The sequence below is a fragment of the Pseudomonas sp. GW821-FHT10C09 genome, from assembly GCF_059415465.1.
Genome location: NZ_JBWKNG010000029.1, coordinates 32,082 through 52,320, shown reverse-complemented (window position 1 = coordinate 52,320; position 20,239 = coordinate 32,082). Strand labels below are relative to the sequence as shown.

Here is a 20,239-nt window from a genome sequence, read left to right as displayed (position 1 = left end):
TTTACTTAATGGTCAGGGCTTCCAGTTTGCCGCTGTTGCCATACACATAAATCGTGTCACCCACCACCAGCGGACGGGCACGCAGGCCGTCGCTGTCGATGCGCTCGCGACCGACGAAGCGACCGTCCACCTGGCTCAGCAGGTGCAGGTAGCCTTCCATGTCGCCGACTGCAACGTAGCTGGAGAACACTTCCGGAGCCGACAGTTGACGACGGGCCAGCGAATCGTTGCTCCACAATGCAGTGGTGGAACGCTCGTCGACGCCTTCAACCGTGCCCGCAGACAGGCTCACGTAGACGTTGCCAAAACCCTGGGCGACACCGGCATAACTGGAAGCATCACGCTGCCAGAGCTGACGACCGCTTTCCAAGTCCAGTGCCGCAACGCGACCCTGATAGCTGGCAACGTACAAAGTACCGCCGGACAGCAGCAAGCCGCCGTCGATATCGACCACACGTTCCAGCTCCGAACGACCTTGTGGAATTGCTACTCGCTGTTCCCACACCGGCACGCCGTTGGTGATGTCCAGAGCAACCACTTTACCGGTCGACAGGCCAGCCAGCGCAAGGCGGTTGGTGACGATCGGTGCGCTGGTGCCGCGCAGGGTCAGGACCGCAGGGGTACTGTCATACAACCAGCGCTGGTTGCCGGTCGCGGCATCCAGACCGATCAGACGGTCGTCCTGAGTCTGGACCACAACCACGTCACCGTTGTTGGCCGGCGGTGCGAGGACTTCACTGGACACGCGAGCGCGCCATTTCTCTTCACCGTTGATCGCGTCCAGGGCAACGATTTCGCCTTTGAGCGTACCGATCATGACCAGCCCGTAACCCACGCCAACGGCGCCGGAAACAGGCAGTTCGAGATCTTTCTTCCATTTGACGTCGCCATTGCTGCGATCCATCGCGACCACCACGCCAGTGACGTCGGCAGCATAGATGGTGTCGCCATCGATCGCCGGTACCAGCATGTTGTAGGTTTCGCCCTGACCGTCACCGATCGAACGACTCCACTGCTTGTGCAAGACCACTTCTTCTTTGAAGTCGACGAGCTCGGCAGGCGGCAATTCTTTTTTGCTGTTGCTGCTGCAACCCGCGGCCAAAATGGCCAGGGCCAGCAATGCTGCATGTTTCCAACGAATCACGTCACGCATCCCCTTTGGCCAGATCGTCCAGCTTGATTTGTAGGCCGCCGACCGCCGCTTCATCCGACAGGGCTGCCTTGGCTTTTTGATACGCCTTGTTCGCTTCGTCGGTACGACCCAACTGCACCAGCAGGTCGCCTTTGAGTTCTTCGCGAGTGGCCAGGAATGCTTTGTCGGCATCGCCTTCGAGCAACTTCAGGGCTTCATCGGCCTTGTTCTGCGCGGCCAGTACCTGCGCCAGACGCTGACGGGCGATTTCACCCAGCGCCGGGTTTGCCGGTTTGGCGACAATGGCTTTCAGCTCGGTGGCGGCGTCGTCCAGCTTGGCGCTGTCGACCGCGACTTTCGCCACGAACAGGCTGCCGTATTGCGCGTAGGCACTGCCGGCGAACTCGCTGTTGAGCTTGCCAGCCAGGTCGGCAACACGGGCTGCGTCAGGCTTGCCGTCAGGCGTCAGCGTGGTTTCGAGCAGTTGCTGATAGAGCATCGAGGCGCCTTGCGACTGATTGCTCTGATACTTGTGAAAGGCCTGCCAGCCGAACACGATGACCAGCGCCAACAGGCCGCCAGTGACCAGGGGCTTGCCGTTGCGTGACCACCAGTCCTTCAAATCCGCCAAATTTTCGTCTTCGGTACTCGACACCCCAATACTCCTTAATCGCTAATTCGGCTGTTTGACAGCTTCAACCCTGCACGACGCAGGTGGCCAGGTGTGCAGCAAGCGCATCCCAGGCAATGCTTTGTTGTTCGCCCTGGCCACGCAGGGGTTTGAAACCTACCACTTGCTGGGCCATCTCATCGTCACCGAGGATCAGCGCATACAGCGCACCGCTCTTGTCGGCCTTCTTGAACTGGCTTTTGAAGCTGCCGGCGCCGGCATTGACTTGCAGGCGCAGGTTGGGCAATTGATCACGAACACGTTCACTCAGGGTCAGGCCGGCGAGTTCCGCCGCTTCGCCGAAGGCGCAGAGGTAGACGTCGACCTGACGGGAGATTTCTTCCGGGATCTGCTCCAGGGTCTCAAGCAACAGCACCAGGCGCTCGATGCCCATGGCGAAACCAACGCCCGTGGTCGGCTTGCCGCCCATCTGCTCGACCAGACCGTCGTAACGACCACCGGCACACACGGTGCCTTGGGCGCCCAACTTGTCGGTGACCCATTCGAAAACGGTCTTGCTGTAGTAATCCAGCCCGCGAACCAGCTTCGGGTTGATCACATAAGGAATGCCGGCGGCGTCCAGACGAGCCTTCAGGCCCTCGAAGTGCACGCGGGACTCATCGTCCAGGTAGTCGGCCATTTTCGGCGCGTCGACCAGGATCGCTTGGGTGTCGGCGTTCTTGGTATCCAGAACCCGCAAAGGGTTCGTTTTCAGACGGCGCTGGCTGTCTTCGTCCAGCTTGTCCAGATGCGCGGACAGGAACTCGACCAGCGCTTCACGATAGCGACCACGCGATTCGGCAGTGCCCAGGCTGTTGAGCTCGAGTTTGACCGCATCACGGATGCCCAGCTCGCCCCACAGGCGCCAGGTCAGCACGATCAGCTCGGCATCGATGTCCGGACCGTCGAGGTTGAACACTTCGACACCGATCTGGTGGAACTGGCGATAACGGCCTTTCTGTGGACGCTCGTGACGGAACATCGGGCCGATGTACCAGAGTTTCTGCACCTGGCCACCGCCGGTGATGCCGTGCTCGAGCACTGCACGCACGCACGCAGCCGTGCCTTCCGGACGCAAGGTCAGGGAGTCGCCGTTGCGATCTTCGAAGGTGTACATTTCTTTTTCGACGATGTCGGTCACTTCACCGATGGAGCGCTTGAACAGCTCGGTGAACTCGACGATCGGCATGCGGATCTGCTTGTAACCGTAGTTATCCAGCAGACGCGAAACGGTGCCCTCGAAATGACGCCACAGGGGAGTCTGTTCGGGCAGGATGTCGTTCATGCCACGAATGGCTTGCAGAGACTTGCTCACTTTAAATCCTTAAATTCGTTCGGCTCTTCAGTCGGGCTCAGCCGCGGGCGATGACTGCCGCGTCGGCTTTGACCTTCTCGGCCGCTTTCTGGCGGATCAAACGTTCAAGCTCATCCACCAGATTGTCATTCGTCAGTTTCTGCGACGGCTTGCCGTCGATGTAAATCAGGTTTGGCGTGCCGCCGGTCAAGCCGATATGCGCTTCCTTGGCTTCACCCGGCCCGTTGACCACGCACCCGATGACCGCGACATCCAGCGGCACCAGCAGGTCTTCGAGGCGCCCTTCCAGCTCGTTCATGGTCTTGACCACATCGAAGTTCTGCCGCGAGCAGCTCGGGCAGGCGATGAAGTTGATGCCACGGGAACGCAGATGCAGGGATTTGAGAATGTCGTAGCCGACTTTCACTTCCTCGACCGGGTCAGCCGCCAACGAGATGCGAATAGTATCGCCAATCCCTTCGGCGAGCAGCATACCGAGGCCCACGGCGGATTTCACTGTGCCTGAGCGCAAACCACCCGCTTCGGTGATGCCCAGGTGCAGCGGCTGGACGATTTCCTTGGCCAGCAGGCGGTAGGCTTCGACGGCCATGAACACGTCGGAGGCCTTCACGCTGACCTTGAAGTCCTGGAAATTCAGGCGTTCGAGGTGCTCGACGTGGCGCAGGGCAGATTCGACCAGCGCCGCCGGAGTCGGCTCGCCGTACTTCTTCTGCAAATCTTTTTCCAGGGAACCGGCGTTGACGCCGATACGGATCGGAATCCCGCGATCACGGGCGGCATCGACCACCGCGCGGACGCGGTCTTCGCGACCGATGTTGCCCGGGTTGATCCGCAGGCAGTCCACACCCAACTCGGCCACGCGCAAGGCGATCCGGTAGTCGAAGTGGATGTCGGCGACCAAGGGCACTTTGACCAGTTGCTTGATCTTGCCGAAGGCTTCGGCGGCATCCATGTCTGGCACGGAAATGCGCACGATGTCGACGCCAGCGGCTTCCAGACGATTGATCTGGGCCACGGTGGCGGCGACGTCATTGGTATCGCTGTTGGTCATGCTCTGCACAGCGATAGGCGCATCGCCGCCAACAGGCACGTTACCGACCCAGATCTTGCGGGATTCGCGACGTTTGATTGGAGATTCGCCGTGCATGACTTATTGACCCAACTTCAGGCGAGCAGTCTCGCCACTGGTGAACGGAGCGACATCAACCGCCTGACCGTTGTAGCTGACCTGTGCACCACGGGCAAAGCCCAGGCGCACGGCAAACGGCGGCTTGCCGCTGACGGAAACGCTATCGCCTTTACGCTTGAGACCACTCAACAGCACCTTGCCGGAGCCATCGGTCACTTGCGTCCAGCAATCGGCGGTGAACTGCAGCTGAACCTGACCCTGGCCGGCCACTGGAGCCGTTGTGGTCGGAGCGGAAGCAGTCGGAGCAACCGGAGCGGTCACTACCGTTGCGGGAACCGCTGGAACAGCCGGCGCCGGAGCAGTCGGTGTTGCAACCACAGGGGCAGTGCTGTGCGCTGGAGCGGCAGCAACCGGCGCGGCGTTGTGCGTCGGAGCTACCGGTGCCGGTGCTACCGGAGCAGCAGGCGCGGTTGCTTCAGCTTCAGCCGGTGCCTCAGTGGAGGTCTCGGCTTGTGGCAATGCCAGCGAAGTAGAGCCTTCAGCCTGACCTTCCGCGACGGCCTGGTCTTCCGGCTCGTCCAGCGGATGGATCTGGGTGGTGCCGTCGGCGCCTTCCACTTCTACGTGTTCAGGGGCGAGGCCGATCGACTCCTTGGTGCGCTGCGAAGTTTGATCCTGCCACCAGACAAATCCGCCACCAATCACAGCGATCAGCAACAACAGGCTGACGATGCGCAAAATAGTATGGGAAACCCGCACCGGCTCTTCGATACGCCCCAGGCTGTGAACGCTGCTGCCCTGGGAATCGGTGCCAGTGGACTGGTCGAACTGCTGAACAAGAACGGCCTGGTCCATGCCCAACAACTTGGCGTACGCACGGATATAACCGCGAGCAAAGGTATGCCCTGGCAGCTTGTCGAATGCGCCGGCTTCAAGATTGCTCAAGGAGGTAACGGTGAGGTTGAGCTTGAGGGCCACTTCGGCCAGCGACCAGCCATTGCTTTCGCGGGCCTGGCGCAAAGTCTCACCGGGGTTAACGCGATTCGCTGCTACAACTTCGGGATGCGCCGCTTTCATCATTGCTCCGACAGGTATTGCTGATATTCCGGCGTACCGGGATAGAGTCGTTTTAGTTGTAGGCCTGCACTTGCGGCCTTGTCGCGATCTTCGAACACGTTTGCCAGCCGAACGCCGAGCAATAGACTACGTGCATTTTGCTCGGCCAGCAGGCTAAAACGATCGTAATAGTCACGCGCGGGCACATAATGCCTGTCTTCGAAGGACAACTCAGCCATTTCGAGCAATGCACGAGGCTGTTGGCGATTCAAACGCAGGGCTTTTTCAAGTTGCTGCTGTGCAAGATCACGCTCGCCCAGCTTTGAAGCGGTCATGCCCAGGTTCTCGAATACTCGCGAACGCTCAGGATACAGCGTATCGGCGGCGGCCTGTTCAAAGCGCTCGTACGCCTCTTTGTAGCGTTTTTCCTCGAACAGGAAACTGCCGTAATTGTTGAGGATTCGTGCGTCGTTGGGGCGGGAAGACAGCGCCTTGCGGAAATGCTGGTCGGCCAGTTCCGGCTCCATTTCGGCCTGGAACACCAGACCCAGCGCCGCGTTGGCATCAGGGTCCGAGTCATCCAGCTCCAAAGCCTTTTTCAGCGGGACTTTGGCACGCTCGGTCATGCCCTGCTGCAAGTACCCCAGCCCCAGCTGTACATAAGCCACACGCGCTTCATCGCGCCCCTTGCTGGTCTTCATCGGGTTGAAATCGCCCGACAGGACACAACCAGTACATAGACTGGCCCACAGCAAAAGCAGCGCGAAGCGCAGGGACATAGAGATCCTCTCTTTAATTATTTCGCAGCGTTTGTAGCCATATCGTTTTCGGCGCTCAACTCGCGCACGGCGATATAACGTTCGCTGCGACGGGTGCGATCCAGCACCTGCCCTACCAATTGGCCACACGCGGCATCGATGTCTTCACCGCGGGTGGTGCGTACGGTGACATTGAAGCCTGCATGGTGAAGCTGATCCTGAAACCGGCGAATCGCGTTGTTGCTCGGGCGCTCGTAACCGGAATGCGGGAACGGGTTAAACGGAATCAGGTTGATCTTGCACGGGATGTTCTTGAGCAGCTCGATCATCTCAACGGCGTGTTCAACCTTGTCGTTGATGTCCTTGAGCAAGGTGTACTCGATGGTCAGCACGCGCTTTTCGCCCAGGGACGACATGTAGCGCTGGCACGACTCGAGCAGCATCTTAAGCGGATATTTCTTGTTGATCGGCACCAATTGGTTACGCAATGCGTCATTCGGTGCGTGCAGCGACAACGCCAGGGAGACGTCGATGTGCTTGGACAGCTCATCGATCATCGGTACCACGCCGGAGGTCGACAGGGTCACACGGCGCTTGGAAATGCCGTAGCCCAGGTCGTCCATCATCAGGTGCATGGCCGCGACGACGTTGTCGAAGTTCAGCAGCGGCTCGCCCATGCCCATCATCACCACGTTGGTGATGGCACGGTCGGCGGTCGCCGGGATGCTGCCAAACGATTTATTGGCAATCCACACCTGACCGATGACTTCGGCGGCGGTGAGGTTGCTGTTGAAACCTTGCTTGCCGGTGGAGCAGAAACTGCAATCCAGGGCACAGCCTGCCTGGGACGAAACGCACAGAGTGCCGCGTTTGCCCTGGGGAATGTACACGGTCTCGACGCAGCTGCCGGACGCCACGCGCACCACCCACTTACGGGTGCCGTCGGTGGAAATGTCCTCGCTGACCACTTCAGGACCGCGAACTTCAGCAATCACCTTGAGCTTGTCGCGCAAGGCTTTGCTGACGTTCGTCATGGCGTCGAAATCATCGACGCCAAGGTGGTGAATCCATTTCATTACCTGACCGGCACGGAAACGCTTCTCCCCGATCGAGTCGAAGAATTTTTCCATTTCCTGTTGAGTCAGACCCAGCAGGTTGGTTTTTACAGTCGATGTAGTCATGGATTCACCTTCACTCTTAAGCCAATGCTTAGCGAGTGGTTACTTCAGTAGCTGCGAAGAAGTACGAGATTTCGCGAGCAGCAGCGGCTTCGGAGTCCGAACCGTGTACAGCGTTGGCGTCGATGGAGTCAGCGAAGTCAGCGCGGATGGTACCGGCAGCAGCTTCTTTAGGGTTGGTAGCGCCCATCAGCTCACGGTTCAGAGCGATAGCGTTTTCGCCTTCCAGAACCTGAACAACAACCGGGCCGGAGATCATGAAAGCAACCAGGTCGCCGAAGAAACCACGAGCGCTGTGCTCAGCGTAGAAGCCTTCAGCTTCAGCTTTGGACAGTTGCTTCAGTTTCGAAGCTACAACGCGCAGGCCTGCTTTTTCGAAACGAGTGGTGATCTCGCCGATGACGTTTTTAGCAACAGCGTCAGGCTTGATGATGGAGAAAGTACGTTGAACAGCCATGGTGTAACTCCAGAAACGGTAATTTGTGAAAAATTAAACCCGCGAATTATACGCGGGTTCTTGGGTATTGCCTAACCTGCAGCGTGGCTCAGTCGCGTTCTTCGATCCAGTTGGCCTGAATGGCCTCCAGGATCTTTTCGCCACAATGCTCAGGCTTGTCGTCGAACTCGGGCAATTCCATCACCCATTTGCGCAGATCGACGAAGTTGACCGATATAGGGTCAACATCGGGCTTGCTTTCAGCCAGCTGGATCGCAATCTCCAGCACATCAGTCCACTTCAGACTCATGACAATTCCTTGAATCAGTGCGGCGCTTCGGCTGCGTGGTTGAGCGAGTACTTCGGAATTTCGACGGTCAGGTCTTCAGTACCGACTCGGGCCTGACACGCCAGGCGGGACTGAGCCTCCAGCCCCCAAGCCTTATCAAGATAGTCTTCTTCCAGCTCGTCAGCCTCTTCCAGCGAGTCAAAGCCTTCACGAATCAGGCAATGGCACGTGGTGCAGGCACAGACGCCGCCACAGGCACTTTCCATCTCGATATGGTGCTCATGCGCCAGTTCGAGGATGGACGTACCGGTCTCAGCCTCCACAACCATGCCTTCCGGGCAAAACTTCTCGTGTGGCAGAAAAATGACCTGCGGCATCGTTATTCCTCAATCTCGTTCAGGTTGCGCCCCGCCAGCGCGGCTTTCACCGTCGAGTCCAGGCGGCGGGCAGCAAAGGCATCGGTCACTTGCGACAGACGCTTGGTCTGCTGCTCGATGGCGTAACCATCGGAACCTTTCATCAGTTCGGTCAATTCCTGCACTTGCATGTCGATGACCAGACGCTCTTCGGCGTCGAGCAAGCGCTCGCCATCAGCCTCCAGAGCCGCTTGTACTGCTTCGATCAGGCGTTGTGCGTCGACTTGCTGCTCACGCAGTACACGAGCGACTTTGTCGTCATTGGCGTGCTGGAACGAATCCTTGAGCATTTTGGCGATTTCGCCGTCTGTCAGACCGTAGGACGGCTTGACCTGAATGCTCGCTTCAACGCCCGAACCCAATTCACGGGCCGAAACACTGAGCAGACCGTCGGCATCGACCTGGAAGGTCACGCGAATCTTCGCCGCACCGGCCACCATCGCCGGAATGCCACGCAATTCAAAACGTGCCAGGGAGCGGCAGTCGCTGATCAGCTCGCGCTCACCCTGCAATACGTGGATCGCCATGGCCGACTGGCCGTCTTTATAGGTCGTGAAGTCCTGGGCGCGAGCGACAGGGATGGTGGTGTTGCGCGGAATCACCTTCTCCATCAGGCCGCCCATGGTTTCCAGCCCCAGGGACAACGGAATCACGTCGAGCAACAGCAGTTCATCGCCATCGCGCTTGTTGCCGGCCAGCGTATCGGCCTGGATCGCGGCACCGATGGCCACCACTTGATCCGGATCGATTTCGGTCAGCGGCTGACGACCAAAGGCTTCAGCGACCGCTTCGCGAACGCGAGGCACGCGGGTCGAACCACCGACCATGACCACCGCGTGCACTTCTTCCAGTTCAACACCGGAATCACGCACTGCGCGGCGGCAGGCTTTGAGGCTGCGAGCGACCATCGGCTCGATCAGCGCATCAAAGGCTTCGCGGGTCAGTTCGGCTTTCCAGCCGCCATGCGCCACTTCCACCGACGATACGGTGGTCAGTGCTTCTTTGGCGGCGCAGGCTGTTTGCAACAGTTGACGCTGCGCGCCCGGATCGAGGTCGGCGGACAAACCGGCGCTCTCGATGATCCAGCCAGCAATCGCGTGATCGAAGTCATCGCCACCCAGCGCGCTGTCGCCGCCGGTAGCCAGGACCTCAAAGACACCGCCGGTCAGGCGCAGAATCGAAATATCAAAGGTGCCGCCGCCCAGGTCATAAATGGCGACCAGGCCTTCAGCGTGCTGATCCAGACCGTAAGCCACAGCGGCGGCGGTTGGCTCATTGAGCAAACGCAGCACGTTCAGACCGGCCAGTTTGGCCGCGTCCTTGGTGGCTTGGCGCTGTGCATCATCGAAATAGGCTGGAACGGTGATCACCGCGCCGACCAGCTCGCCACCCAACGTCGCTTCAGCGCGCTGACGCAGCACTTTGAGGATATCGGCGGAGACTTCGACCGGGCTTTTCGGCCCTTGCACGGTGTCGATGAACGGCATGTGCGATTCGCCACCGACAAAGCGGTACGGCAGTTGATCGCCCAATTGCTTGACGTCGGACAGACCACGACCCATCAAGCGCTTGACCGACAGCACGGTGTTCAAGGGATCTGTGGCGGCAGCCAGTTTGGCGGATTCGCCCACTTCGACGCGATCAGCGTGATAGCGCACGGCAGACGGCAGGATGACCTGCCCGTCAGCGTCGGCCAGAGGCTCGGAAAGACCACTGCGCAACGCAGCGACCAGCGAATTGGTAGTGCCCAAGTCGATCCCCACAGCCAGACGACGCTGGTGCGGTTGAGGACTTTGGCCGGGTTCGGCGATCTGCAGTAGGGCCATTGGTATCAGGACTTATCTGTATATCAGGCGTGCGACCGGAGCGGCACTGGGTTAATCGTCGAGGCGCTCTTCTAACTGGCGCACTTCGTAGGTGAGCTTGTCGAGGAACTGCATGCGCCGCATCAGGCGTTCGGCCTGCTCACGGTGCGCCGCATCATTCCAACAAGCCGCGAAGCTTTGGTTCAGTACATCCTGGGCGGTTTTCAAGCGACGCTTGAACGCTGCAACACCGGCCAGATCGGCACTGTCTTGCAGGTCTTCGAGCTCTTCACGCAGCTCCATCTGCTGCAGCAAAAACTCCGGGTCATGCACCGTGACCTCCAGCGGCAGCTCACCACCGTTCAAGGCGAGCAAATAACGCGCGCGCTTGGGCGGACTTTTGAGCGTCTGGTAGGCCTCGTTGAGGCTCGCGGATTGCTCTAGCGCCAACCGCTGCTCACGCTCGGAAGCGTCAGCAAAGCGGTCCGGATGAACACTGCGCGCCAACTCACGGTAGCGCGTAGCCAGCTGGTCGAGGTCCAGATTGAAACTCGGTTGCAGCTCAAATAAAGCGAAATGACAAGGAGTACCCACGACAAGCCTCAGATGTTGAAGCTTTCGCCGCAGCCACATTCACCGCGTACGTTGGGGTTGTTGAACTTGAAGCCTTCGTTCAACCCTTCCTTGACGAAATCGAGCTCGGTGCCGTCCAGGTAGGACAGGCTTTTCGGGTCGATAATCACTTTTTCACCGTGACTTTCGAACACCTGATCCTCTTCAACCACCTCGTCGACAAACTCCAGCACGTAGGCAAGGCCGGAACAGCCTGTGGTGCGAACACCCAGACGAATCCCTTCACCTTTGCCGCGCCCGTCGAGGGAGCGCCGCACGTGTCGAGCAGCCGCTTCTGTCATGCTGATAGCCATCGGTGACTCCTTACTCGTCGCCAAAACCTGAAAGTCAGATCAAGCCTTTCTTCTGCTTGTAGTCACGAACGGCCGCTTTGATAGCGTCTTCTGCGAGTACGGAGCAGTGGATTTTCACTGGCGGCAGGGCCAGTTCTTCAGCCAGCTGAGTGTTCTTGATGGTCTCGGCTTCGTCCAGGGTCTTGCCCTTCATCCACTCGGTAGCGAGGGAGCTGGAGGCGATAGCCGAACCGCAACCGTAGGTCTTGAACTTGGCGTCTTCGATGATGCCTTGCTCGTTGACCTTGATTTGCAGGCGCATAACGTCGCCGCACGCCGGAGCGCCGACCATGCCGGTGCCGACATCAGGATCTTCCGCGTCCATCTTGCCGACGTTGCGCGGGTTTTCGTAGTGGTCGATGACCTTTTCGCTGTAAGCCATGATGCTTAATCCTCACTCATCAGAGAGTCGCTCTTGAGCCCTGAAAACCTGGGTTTACAGGGCCGGTTTGCGGCGACTTGAAATCAGTGTGCCGCCCACTCGATTTTCGAAATGTCGACACCGTCTTTGTACATGTCCCACAGCGGCGACAGAGTGCGCAGCTTGGTAACGGCCTCGCAGACTTTCTGCGCGGCGTAGTCGATTTCTTCTTCGGTGGTGAAACGGCCGAAGGTGAAGCGAATCGAGCTGTGTGCCAGTTCGTCGTTGCGGCCCAGGGCACGCAGTACGTACGAAGGCTCAAGGGACGCCGAGGTGCAGGCCGAACCGGACGAAACGGCCAGGTCCTTGAGCGCCATGATCAGCGACTCGCCTTCGACGTAGTTGAAGCTCAGGTTCAGGTTGTGCGGTACGCGAGCGGTCATGCTGCCGTTGATGTACAGCTCTTCCAGGCCTTCGACCTGTTTGAAGAAGCGGTCGCTCAGGGCTTTGATGCGCACGTTTTCGGCAGCCATGTCTTCCTTGGCTACGCGGAAAGCTTCACCCATGCCGACGATCTGGTGGGTCGCCAGGGTGCCGGAACGCATGCCACGCTCGTGACCGCCGCCGTGCATGGTCGCTTCGATGCGAACACGCGGCTTGCGGCTGACGTACAGCGCGCCGATGCCTTTAGGGCCGTAGGTTTTGTGGGCAGAGAACGACATCAGGTCGACTTTCAGCTTCGACAGGTCGATGTCGACCTTGCCGGTGGACTGAGCCGCGTCGACGTGGAACAGGATGCCCTTGGAGCGGAGCAGTTCGCCGATGGCTTCGATGTCGTTGATGGTGCCGATTTCGTTGTTCACGTGCATGACCGAGACCAGGATGGTGTCGTCACGCAGTGCCGCTTCGATCATCGCCGGCGTTACCAGACCATCAGTCTGAGGCTCGAGGTAGGTCACTTCGAAGCCTTCACGCTCCAGTTGGCGCATGGTGTCGAGGACAGCCTTGTGCTCAATCTTGGTGGTGATCAGGTGTTTGCCTTTGGTCGCATAGAAATGCGCCGCACCCTTGATTGCCAGGTTGTCGGATTCGGTGGCACCGGAGGTCCAGACGATTTCACGCGGATCGGCGTTGACCAGGTCTGCGACCTGACGACGGGCGTTTTCGACGGACTCTTCAGCTTTCCAGCCGAACACGTGGGAACGGGACGCCGGGTTACCGAAGTTTCCGTCGACCAGCAGGCATTCACTCATTTTTTGCGCAACACGCGGATCAACCGGGGTGGTCGCAGAGTAATCAAGGTAAATCGGCAATTTCATGGACTATCTCCTAAATCAGGCTGGCTGGCGTGCCGTTAGCTCTTTGGCTGTCATTCGACGGCGGACGCTTCAATCTTGTCCAGGCGTGGCGCCTTGCTGTTGCAACGGCGCTGGTCCTGACGCTGGGCTATGTCTTGTACCTCACGGCGAGTCACAAGGTCAGCCAAGCTGATACCGCTCAGAAATTCGTGAATCTGCAGGCTCAGGTCACACCACAAGTGGTGCGTCAGGCAGGTATCGCCTGAATGGCAATCGCCTTGGCCCTGGCATTTGGTGGCATCTACCGATTCGTTCACCGCATCGATCACCTGGGCGACCTGGATGCCCTGCATCTCGCGGGACAGTTGGTAGCCGCCGCCCGGACCGCGGACGCTGGACACCAGATTGCTGCGGCGCAATTTGGCGAAAAGCTGTTCGAGGTAGGACAGGGAGATGCCTTGGCGCTCGGAGATATCGGCCAGGGACACCGGCCCGTGCTGCGCGTGCAACGCCAGATCGAGCATGGCGGTCACGGCGTATCGGCCTTTTGTAGTCAGTCGCATGGACAATTACCACGGAGTTCGGAATGGGGCGAGTATGCAATTCCCGAGTGTTTAAGTCAACTATAAGACCTAGTACTTTAGTCAGGTTTACCCGCAAAAGAGCGGCCGCATCATAGCAAAGGCTGGAGGGTTACAGCCAGTCATTGCGCGTTATCGTTCTTCGCGAGCAGGCTCGCTCCCACAGGGGAATACATTTCAATTGTGGGAGCGACCCGGTCTAGCTGGCCTGACTCTGATCCTTGTCCTTCACGCAGGCGAAGTCTTCTTCGCGCAGCTCAGGCAGATCCTTGGCACAGTAGTTACTGCCCAGATCCTTCAGTGCGCCGCACATCCCCTCCAGGCGACCATCGACCGCCTGCAAGTGATCCAGCAACTGACCAATGGCACGGGCTACCGGGTCCGGCATGTCTTCACCGACACCGTAGGCATCGAAGCCGATCTTCTCGGCCATGGCCTTGCGCTTGGCATCCTGCTCGTCATCGGACTTGACGATGATCCGCCCTGGAATACCGACAACGGTCGCGCCGGCAGGCACCGCTTTGGTCACCACGGCGTTAGAACCGACCTTGGCACCCGCACCAACGGTAAACGGGCCAAGCACCTTGGCGCCCGCCCCCACCACCACGCCATCTTCAAGGGTCGGGTGACGCTTGCCCTTGTTCCAGCTAGTTCCGCCCAGCGTCACGCCTTGATAAAGGGTGACGTCATTGCCGATCTCGGCGGTTTCACCAATAACGATGCCCATGCCATGGTCAATAAAGAAGCGACGACCGACCTTGGCGCCCGGATGGATCTCGATCCCGGTCAGCCAGCGGCCGAAGTTCGAGACCAGTCGCGCCAGCCATTTCAGCTCTGCGCGCCACAAGGCCGACGACAGACGATGAATCCAGATGGCATGCATGCCCGGGTAGCACGTCAGAACTTCAAAAGCGTTACGCGCCGCCGGGTCTCGATGGAATACGCTTTGGATATCTTCACGCAAACGCTCAAACATCATTAATCCTTCCGCTTTAGAAGCTCGCCACGGGCCGCTTTTTGGGTTTCCGTGAGGATGCCACGCAATATGTTCATTTCCGCCCGGCTGACCGAGCTACGTCCGTACAACCGGCGCAGGCGCGCCATCAAGTGCCGTGGCTTTTCCGGATCAAGGAATTCGATGGCCACCAGGGTTTGTTCCAGGTGTTCATAGAATCGCTCCAGCTCATCCATGGTCGCCAGCTCACCACTTTTGGTGGACGCCACTTCATCCTTCTCGACCTTGCTCGGCTGCCCTTGGGCCGCGAGCCAGGACATGCGCACTTCATAGCCCAGCACCTGCACCGCCGCCCCAAGGTTCAGCGAACTGAACTCGGGGTCTGATGGAATGTGCACGTGATAATGACATCGCTGCAGCTCTTCATTGGTCAGGCCGGAATCTTCACGACCAAAGACCAAGGCAATCTCGGCGCCCTGCCCGGCTTCTTCTACTACTTTCACGCCGCATTCGCGAGGATCGAGCAGCGGCCAGGGAATGCGCCGGTCGCGAGCGCTGGTGCCGAGCACCAGGTTGCAGCCGACCAAGGCATCTTCCAAAGTGGCGACGACTTGCGCGTTTTCAAGGATATCGCCGGCACCGGAAGCACGGGCGTCGGCCTCGTGATGCGGAAATAGCCGCGGTTCGACCAGCACCAGCCGCGACAGGCCCATGTTCTTCATGGCACGCGCAGCCCCGCCGATGTTGCCGGGATGGCTGGTATTGACCAGGACGACACGAATGTTATGCAGCACGGGAGGCAGTCTCGAACACAGAATTAAGGAGCCGAATCTTACAGTTCCTACTACCGTTAAGCTATGAAAGCGAACACCGACCTTCACCTGTAGAAAAGTTCTGATAGAATGCCCGGCTTTCTTTAACAACCTTAGGTGACACATCCATGCAGCCCATGCTGAATATCGCGCTGCGCGCCGCCCGCAGCGCCAGTGAATTGATTTTCCGCTCCATCGAGCGCCTGGATACCATCAAGGTCGACGAAAAAGACGCCAAGGATTACGTATCCGAGGTGGATCGCGCCGCCGAACAGAAAATCATCGATGCGCTGCGCAAGGCCTACCCGAACCACTCGATCCTGGGTGAAGAAACCGGCATGCACGCCGGCAACGGTATCGAAGGCGAAGAATACCTGTGGATCATCGATCCGCTGGACGGCACCACCAACTTCCTGCGCGGCATTCCTCACTTCGCTGTCAGCATCGCCTGCAAATACCGCGGTCGCCTGGAACACGCTGTTGTTCTGGACCCGGTCCGCCAGGAAGAATTCACCGCCAGCCGTGGTCGCGGCGCTCAACTGAACGGTCGTCGCCTGCGCGTCAGCGGTCGCACCAGCCTGGACGGCGCCCTGCTGGGTACCGGCTTCCCGTTCCGTGACGACCAGATGGACAACCTCGAGAACTACCTGGGCATGTTCCGCGCCCTGGTTGGCCAGACTGCCGGCATCCGTCGCGCTGGTTCGGCGAGCCTGGACCTGGCCTACGTGGCTGCCGGTCGTTTCGACGCGTTCTGGGAGTCGGGCCTGTCCGAGTGGGACATGGCTGCAGGCGCCCTACTGATCCAGGAAGCCGGCGGTTTGATCAGCGACTTCACCGGTGGTCACGAATTCCTTGAGAAAGGTCACGTCGTTGCCGGTAACACCAAATGCTTCAAGGCAGTTCTGACGGCGATCCAGCCGCACCTGCCAGCCTCGCTGAAGCGCTAAGCTTCCAGCGACAGAAAAAGCACCCTTCGGGGTGCTTTTTTTATGCCCGAAATCCGCCCCCACAAACACCAAAAATCCCCTGTGGGAGCGAGCCTGCTCGCGAAAGCGGTGGACCAGTTTCCATTGATGTGGATGTGAGACCGCCTTCGCGAGCAGGCTCGCTCCCACACTGGATTGGGGGGATTCAGGAATTGTGGGCACAAAAAAAGCACCCCGAAGGGTGCTTCTTTTTAACGCTTGAACCTGAAGATTTAGCGGTTTTCTTCGTTCTGCGACAGGACCAGTTTGCCTTCCTTGTCGACCGGAATCTGGTTGCCCGGATCACGATCCATCCGCACCTTGCCTTCCTTGCCATCCAGCGAATAACGAACGTCATAGCCAACGACCTTGTCGCTGATGTCATTCACCGTATTGCAGCGAGTTTGAGTCGTGGTGTAGGTGTCACGCTCTTGCATGCCTTCCTGAACCTTATTGCCTGCATAACCACCGCCGACAGCGCCTGCAACCGTAGCAATCTTCTTGCCGGTGCCGCCGCCGATCTGGTTACCCAGCAAACCACCTGCTAATGCACCGACCACCGTACCGGCAATCTGATGTTGATCCTTGACCGGCGCTTGCCGAGTCACTGCGACATCCTTGCAGACTTCACGTGGCGTCTTGATCTGTGTCTTGACCGGTTCAACGGCTAGTACTTGCGCATACTCAGGGCCGCTTTTTACCAGGCTGTAGGTGGCAACAGCACCCCCGGCAGTTACACCGACAGCACCCAATACCGCACCAACCAGCAACGACTTGTTCACATGAACCTCCTGACCATCACATGCGGGAAGAACCCGCGCTTCTCCCAGCCTTGGAGCATAAAAAAAGGCGCGAGTTCAACTCGCGCCTTTTTTGGCAGACAGCTGGAAAGCGATGGCCGTTATGGACGGTCGTCGACTTCCTTCTCGGTTGCCGCAGGAGGAATCAGATCCTCGCTGTTCAGGTTCAGCCAGATCAGCACCACGTTCGCGATGTAGATCGACGAGTAAGTACCCGCCAGAACACCGACGAACAGCGCAATGGAGAAGCCGAACAGGTTGTCACCACCGAAGAACAGCAGGGCCGCAATCGCCAGCAACGTGGAGATCGAAGTGGCCATGGTCCGCAGCAGGGTTTGCGTGGTCGAGATGTTGATGTTCTCGATCAGGCTAGCCTTGCGCAGCACACGGAAGTTCTCACGAACCCGGTCGAATACCACGATGGTGTCGTTGAGCGAGTAACCAATGATCGCCAGCACCGCCGCCAGTACCGTCAGGTCGAAGGTGATCTGGAAGAACGACAGGATACCGATGGTCACGATCACGTCGTGGATCAGCGAAACAATCGCACCGACCGCAAACTTCCACTGAAAGCGGAACGCCAGGTAGATCAGGATGCCGCCCAGCGCCATCAGCATGCCGAGGCCGCCCTGGTCGCGCAGCTCTTCACCTACTTGCGGACCAACGAACTCGACGCGCTTGACCGTCGCCGGGTTGTCGCCGCCGACTTTCAGCAGCGCTTCTGCCACCTGGTGACCCAGTTGCGGATCTTCACCCGGCATACGCACCAGCAAATCGGTAGTTGCACCGAAGCTCTGCACGATTGCTTCGTGATAACCCGATGTCACCAGTTGCTCACGCACCTTGGTGACGTCAGCCGGACGCTCGTAGGTCAGCTCAATGAGCGTACCGCCGGTGAAGTCCAGGCCCCAGTTCATGCCCTTGTGGAAGACGCTGAAAATGGCCAGCGCCGTAAGGAACAATGTGACGCCGAACGCAAAGTTGCGAACGCCCATGAAGTTGATTGTACGTAACATGGCAGCCCCTTAAATCCACAACTTCTTGAAGTCACGACCGCCGAAGATCAGGTTGACCATCGCGCGGGTCACCATGATGGCCGTGAACATCGAGGTAAAGATCCCGAGGGACATGGTCACTGCGAAGCCTTTGACCGGGCCGGTGCCCATCGCAAAGAGAATCCCGCCGACCAACAATGTTGTCAGGTTGGCGTCGAGAATAGCGGTGAATGCCCGGCCGAAGCCTTCGTTGATTGCCCGTTGTACGGTCATGCCCGCCGCGATCTCTTCACGAATCCGCGAGAAGATCAGAACGTTGGCGTCGACCGCCATACCCATGGTCAATACGATACCGGCGATACCCGGCAGGGTCAGCGTTGCACCCAGCAAAGACATCAAGGCCAGCAGCAGCACCATGTTCACCGCCAGCGCGACGGTGGCGATGATGCCGAAGAAGCGGTAGATGGCGATGATGAACAGCGAGACAAACAGCATGCCCCACAGCGATGCATCGATACCCTTGACGATGTTGTCGGCACCCAGGCTTGGACCAATGGTGCGCTCTTCAGCGAAGTACATCGGTGCAGCCAGACCACCGGCACGCAGCAGCAGCGCCAGTTCGGAAGACTCGCCCTGGCCGTTCAGGCCAGTGATGCGGAACTGAGCACCCAGCGGCGACTGGATGGTCGCCAGGCTGATGATCTTCTTCTCTTCTTTAAACGTCTGGACCGGCACGTCTTTCTCGACGCCGTTGACCATTTGCTTGGTATAGGTGGTAACAGGGCGTTGCTCGATGAAGATCACCGCCATGCTGCGACCAACGTTGCTGCGAGTCGCACGACTCATCAGCTCGCCACCATGGCCATCCAGACGGATGTTCACTTCTGGCGTGCCGTGCTCGCCGAAGCCAGCCTTGGCGTCAGTCACCTGGTCACCGGTGATGATCAGGCCACGCTCGATCTGAGCCGGCGGACGCTTGCCTTCACGGAACTCGAAAGTTTCGGAAGTGGCTTTCGAAGCACCTGGCTCAGCCGCCAGACGGAACTCGAGGTTGGCCGTCTTGCCGAGGATACGCTTGGCTTCTGCGGTGTCCTGAACGCCCGGCAATTCAACCACAATGCGGTTGGCGCCCTGACGCTGAACGATCGGTTCGGCAACACCCAGCTCGTTGACGCGGTTACGTACCGTGGTCAAGTTCTGCTTGATGGAGTATTCGCGGATTTCCGCCAGCTTGGCTGGGGTCATCGCCAGACGCAGCACCGGTTGACCATTCAGGTCGGCCGGAACAATGTCGAAATCGTTGAAGTTCTTGCGGACCAGCGCGCGGGCCTGTTCGCGGGTTGCTTCATCAGTGAAGCCCAGCTGAATGGCACCGTTGAGTTGCGGCAGGCTGCGATAGCGCAGTTTCTCTTTACGCAACAGGCTCTTTACATCGCCTTCGTACACTTTCAAGCGTGCGTCGAGGGCTTTGTCCATGTCCACTTCCAGCAGGAAGTGCACACCACCGGACAAGTCCAGACCCAGCTTCATCGGGTGCGCGCCAAGGCTGCGCAGCCACTGCGGCGTGGTTTGTGCCAGGTTCAGTGCAACGACGTAGTCATCACCCAACGCCTTGCGCACGACGTCTTTGGCCGGCAGCTGATCTTCAGCCTTGGTCAGACGAATCAGACCGCCCTTGCCATTGGCCGCCAGCGTGGCTGCCTTGACGTTGATCCCGGATTCCTTGAGCGCAGTGCTCACACGATCCAGATCAGCCTGATTGACCAACAGCGCAGTACTTGCACCGCTGACCTGAATGGCCGGGTCATCAGGATATAGATTGGGAGCGGAATAAATCAGACCGACCGCCAGCACCGCCAGGATCAGAATGTATTTCCACAGAGGGTATTTGTTCAGCATCACGCCGCCCGTTTATGACGCGGGGCGCCTTGCGCGCCCCGTCGATTGAATATGAAGTTGAAACTTAGATCGCTTTCAGCGTGCCTTTTGGCAGCGTCGCGGCAATAGCGCCCTTCTGGAACTTCATTTCGACAGTGTCGGAAACTTCCAGAACAACGAAATCGTCTGCCACTTTAGTGATCTTGCCGGCGATACCACCGGTGGTCACAACTTCGTCGCCTTTCTGCAGGCTGCTCAGCAGGTTCTTCTGTTCTTTGGCGCGCTTGGCCTGTGGACGCCAGATCATCAGGTAGAAGATGACCAGGAAACCGACCAGGAAAATCCACTCAAAGCCGCCGCCCATTGGGCCTGCCGCAGGTGCAGCAGCGTCAGCCATGGCATTAGAGATAAAAAAGCTCATTTAGCACTCCAGTTGCAAATGTTG

General features: G+C 58.8%; 23 protein-coding genes. 1 reads left to right on the top strand and 22 read right to left on the bottom strand.

Going from position 1 to position 20,239, the window contains the following annotated elements; translation table 11 throughout:
* Window position 1 precedes the first annotated feature (1 nt).
* The 18 genes from bamB to trmJ form a co-directional block, all read right to left on the bottom strand.
* The gene (gene bamB, locus AC07N8_RS25560; protein WP_483842905.1) at window positions 2–1,153 is read right to left on the bottom strand and encodes an outer membrane protein assembly factor BamB; all 1,152 of its coding nucleotides are present in this window, start codon (window positions 1,151–1,153) and stop codon (window positions 2–4) included.
* Complete coding sequence (locus tag AC07N8_RS25555; RefSeq protein WP_483842904.1) at window positions 1,146–1,787, bottom strand: tetratricopeptide repeat protein; 642 nt, start codon at window positions 1,785–1,787, stop codon at window positions 1,146–1,148. Before AC07N8_RS25555 ends, bamB begins: the two co-directional genes overlap by 8 nt.
* Window positions 1,788–1,827: 40 nt before the next feature.
* Window positions 1,828–3,117, bottom strand: coding sequence for a histidine--tRNA ligase (hisS, locus tag AC07N8_RS25550; protein ID WP_059182204.1), 1,290 nt, complete (start codon window positions 3,115–3,117; stop codon window positions 1,828–1,830).
* A 37-nt stretch (window positions 3,118–3,154) separates the two neighbouring features.
* Window positions 3,155–4,264: a flavodoxin-dependent (E)-4-hydroxy-3-methylbut-2-enyl-diphosphate synthase gene (gene ispG, locus AC07N8_RS25545; protein WP_477803228.1), complete on the bottom strand. Its 1,110-nt coding sequence runs from the start codon at window positions 4,262–4,264 to the stop codon at window positions 3,155–3,157.
* Between the two features lie 3 nt (window positions 4,265–4,267).
* A complete protein-coding gene (locus AC07N8_RS25540; RefSeq protein WP_483842902.1) occupies window positions 4,268–5,323 on the bottom strand; it encodes a RodZ domain-containing protein in 1,056 nt (351 codons plus the stop codon).
* Window positions 5,323–6,081 carry a type IV pilus biogenesis/stability protein PilW gene (gene pilW / locus AC07N8_RS25535; RefSeq protein ID WP_483842901.1) on the bottom strand — a complete coding sequence of 253 codons (759 nt, stop codon included), beginning with the start codon at window positions 6,079–6,081 and terminating at the stop codon, window positions 5,323–5,325. Before pilW ends, AC07N8_RS25540 begins: the two co-directional genes overlap by 1 nt.
* A gap of 17 nt (window positions 6,082–6,098) precedes the next feature.
* Window positions 6,099–7,241: a dual-specificity RNA methyltransferase RlmN gene (gene rlmN / locus AC07N8_RS25530; RefSeq protein WP_027922755.1), complete on the bottom strand. Its 1,143-nt coding sequence runs from the start codon at window positions 7,239–7,241 to the stop codon at window positions 6,099–6,101.
* 28 nt (window positions 7,242–7,269) lie between these two features.
* A complete protein-coding gene (ndk, locus tag AC07N8_RS25525; RefSeq protein WP_007916882.1) occupies window positions 7,270–7,695 on the bottom strand; it encodes a nucleoside-diphosphate kinase in 426 nt (141 codons plus the stop codon).
* An 88-nt stretch (window positions 7,696–7,783) separates the two neighbouring features.
* Window positions 7,784–7,984, bottom strand: coding sequence for a Fe-S cluster assembly protein IscX (gene iscX, locus AC07N8_RS25520; protein WP_483842899.1), 201 nt, complete (start codon window positions 7,982–7,984; stop codon window positions 7,784–7,786).
* Window positions 7,985–7,998: 14 nt separating this feature from the next.
* The gene (gene fdx, locus AC07N8_RS25515) at window positions 7,999–8,340 is read right to left on the bottom strand and encodes an ISC system 2Fe-2S type ferredoxin (protein WP_483842898.1); all 342 of its coding nucleotides are present in this window, start codon (window positions 8,338–8,340) and stop codon (window positions 7,999–8,001) included.
* Between the two features lie 2 nt (window positions 8,341–8,342).
* Complete coding sequence (gene hscA, locus AC07N8_RS25510; RefSeq protein WP_493146335.1) at window positions 8,343–10,205, bottom strand: Fe-S protein assembly chaperone HscA; 1,863 nt, start codon at window positions 10,203–10,205, stop codon at window positions 8,343–8,345.
* Between the two features lie 51 nt (window positions 10,206–10,256).
* Window positions 10,257–10,778 carry a co-chaperone HscB gene (gene hscB / locus AC07N8_RS25505; protein ID WP_027922751.1) on the bottom strand — a complete coding sequence of 174 codons (522 nt, stop codon included), beginning with the start codon at window positions 10,776–10,778 and terminating at the stop codon, window positions 10,257–10,259.
* An 8-nt stretch (window positions 10,779–10,786) separates the two neighbouring features.
* On the bottom strand, window positions 10,787–11,110 hold the full coding sequence (gene iscA, locus AC07N8_RS25500) for an iron-sulfur cluster assembly protein IscA (RefSeq protein WP_123435026.1): 324 nt from the start codon (window positions 11,108–11,110) through the stop codon (window positions 10,787–10,789).
* Window positions 11,111–11,144: 34 nt separating this feature from the next.
* Window positions 11,145–11,531, bottom strand: a complete 387-nt coding sequence (iscU, locus tag AC07N8_RS25495) for a Fe-S cluster assembly scaffold IscU (RefSeq protein WP_003443374.1) — start codon at window positions 11,529–11,531, stop codon at window positions 11,145–11,147.
* Window positions 11,532–11,614: 83 nt separating this feature from the next.
* Complete coding sequence (locus tag AC07N8_RS25490) at window positions 11,615–12,829, bottom strand: IscS subfamily cysteine desulfurase (protein WP_007948176.1); 1,215 nt, start codon at window positions 12,827–12,829, stop codon at window positions 11,615–11,617.
* 50 nt (window positions 12,830–12,879) lie between these two features.
* Window positions 12,880–13,371 carry a Fe-S cluster assembly transcriptional regulator IscR gene (gene iscR, locus AC07N8_RS25485; protein ID WP_027922748.1) on the bottom strand — a complete coding sequence of 164 codons (492 nt, stop codon included), beginning with the start codon at window positions 13,369–13,371 and terminating at the stop codon, window positions 12,880–12,882.
* Window positions 13,372–13,588: 217 nt separating this feature from the next.
* Entirely contained in the window at window positions 13,589–14,365 is a 777-nt protein-coding gene (gene cysE / locus AC07N8_RS25480; protein ID WP_483842896.1) for a serine O-acetyltransferase, read from the bottom strand.
* Window positions 14,366–14,367: 2 nt separating this feature from the next.
* A complete protein-coding gene (gene trmJ / locus AC07N8_RS25475) occupies window positions 14,368–15,138 on the bottom strand; it encodes a tRNA (cytosine(32)/uridine(32)-2'-O)-methyltransferase TrmJ (RefSeq protein WP_140668441.1) in 771 nt (256 codons plus the stop codon).
* A 146-nt stretch (window positions 15,139–15,284) separates the two neighbouring features.
* Here trmJ and suhB point away from each other — a divergent pair, with 146 nt between their 5' ends.
* Window positions 15,285–16,103: a type III secretion system regulator SuhB gene (suhB, locus tag AC07N8_RS25470; RefSeq protein ID WP_483842894.1), complete on the top strand. Its 819-nt coding sequence runs from the start codon at window positions 15,285–15,287 to the stop codon at window positions 16,101–16,103.
* 251 nt (window positions 16,104–16,354) lie between these two features.
* On the opposite strand, the gene AC07N8_RS25465 is transcribed toward suhB, so the two are convergent.
* The 4 genes from AC07N8_RS25465 to yajC all read right to left on the bottom strand — a co-directional run bounded on the left by AC07N8_RS25465 (window position 16,355) and on the right by yajC (window position 20,215).
* Window positions 16,355–16,903 carry a glycine zipper 2TM domain-containing protein gene (locus tag AC07N8_RS25465; RefSeq protein ID WP_027922743.1) on the bottom strand — a complete coding sequence of 183 codons (549 nt, stop codon included), beginning with the start codon at window positions 16,901–16,903 and terminating at the stop codon, window positions 16,355–16,357.
* A 119-nt stretch (window positions 16,904–17,022) separates the two neighbouring features.
* Window positions 17,023–17,937, bottom strand: coding sequence for a protein translocase subunit SecF (gene secF, locus AC07N8_RS25460; RefSeq protein ID WP_123435029.1), 915 nt, complete (start codon window positions 17,935–17,937; stop codon window positions 17,023–17,025).
* Window positions 17,938–17,946: 9 nt separating this feature from the next.
* The gene (gene secD, locus AC07N8_RS25455) at window positions 17,947–19,815 is read right to left on the bottom strand and encodes a protein translocase subunit SecD (protein WP_483842893.1); all 1,869 of its coding nucleotides are present in this window, start codon (window positions 19,813–19,815) and stop codon (window positions 17,947–17,949) included.
* 64 nt (window positions 19,816–19,879) lie between these two features.
* A complete protein-coding gene (yajC, locus tag AC07N8_RS25450) occupies window positions 19,880–20,215 on the bottom strand; it encodes a preprotein translocase subunit YajC (RefSeq protein WP_007982729.1) in 336 nt (111 codons plus the stop codon).
* Between the last annotated feature and the right edge of the window lie 24 nt (window positions 20,216–20,239).

Bases quoted from the DNA above. Each gene is read 5' to 3' on its own strand.
- bamB (WP_483842905.1), bottom strand. From the start codon at position 1,153: ATGCGTGACGTGATTCGTTGGAAACATGCAGCATTGCTGGCCCTGGCC.
- ispG (WP_477803228.1), bottom strand. From the start codon at position 4,264: ATGCACGGCGAATCTCCAATCAAACGTCGCGAATCCCGCAAGATCTGG.
- AC07N8_RS25540 (WP_483842902.1), bottom strand. From the start codon at position 5,323: ATGAAAGCGGCGCATCCCGAAGTTGTAGCAGCGAATCGCGTTAACCCC.
- pilW (WP_483842901.1), bottom strand. From the start codon at position 6,081: ATGTCCCTGCGCTTCGCGCTGCTTTTGCTGTGGGCCAGTCTATGTACT.
- rlmN (WP_027922755.1), bottom strand. From the start codon at position 7,241: ATGACTACATCGACTGTAAAAACCAACCTGCTGGGTCTGACTCAACAG.
- ndk (WP_007916882.1), bottom strand. From the start codon at position 7,695: ATGGCTGTTCAACGTACTTTCTCCATCATCAAGCCTGACGCTGTTGCT.
- iscX (WP_483842899.1), bottom strand. From the start codon at position 7,984: ATGAGTCTGAAGTGGACTGATGTGCTGGAGATTGCGATCCAGCTGGCT.
- fdx (WP_483842898.1), bottom strand. From the start codon at position 8,340: ATGCCGCAGGTCATTTTTCTGCCACACGAGAAGTTTTGCCCGGAAGGC.
- hscA (WP_493146335.1), bottom strand. From the start codon at position 10,205: ATGGCCCTACTGCAGATCGCCGAACCCGGCCAAAGTCCTCAACCGCAC.
- iscA (WP_123435026.1), bottom strand. From the start codon at position 11,110: ATGGCTATCAGCATGACAGAAGCGGCTGCTCGACACGTGCGGCGCTCC.
- iscU (WP_003443374.1), bottom strand. From the start codon at position 11,531: ATGGCTTACAGCGAAAAGGTCATCGACCACTACGAAAACCCGCGCAAC.
- AC07N8_RS25490 (WP_007948176.1), bottom strand. From the start codon at position 12,829: ATGAAATTGCCGATTTACCTTGATTACTCTGCGACCACCCCGGTTGAT.
- iscR (WP_027922748.1), bottom strand. From the start codon at position 13,371: ATGCGACTGACTACAAAAGGCCGATACGCCGTGACCGCCATGCTCGAT.
- cysE (WP_483842896.1), bottom strand. From the start codon at position 14,365: ATGTTTGAGCGTTTGCGTGAAGATATCCAAAGCGTATTCCATCGAGAC.
- suhB (WP_483842894.1), top strand. From the start codon at position 15,285: ATGCAGCCCATGCTGAATATCGCGCTGCGCGCCGCCCGCAGCGCCAGT.
- secF (WP_123435029.1), bottom strand. From the start codon at position 17,937: ATGTTACGTACAATCAACTTCATGGGCGTTCGCAACTTTGCGTTCGGC.
- secD (WP_483842893.1), bottom strand. From the start codon at position 19,815: ATGCTGAACAAATACCCTCTGTGGAAATACATTCTGATCCTGGCGGTG.
- yajC (WP_007982729.1), bottom strand. From the start codon at position 20,215: ATGAGCTTTTTTATCTCTAATGCCATGGCTGACGCTGCTGCACCTGCG.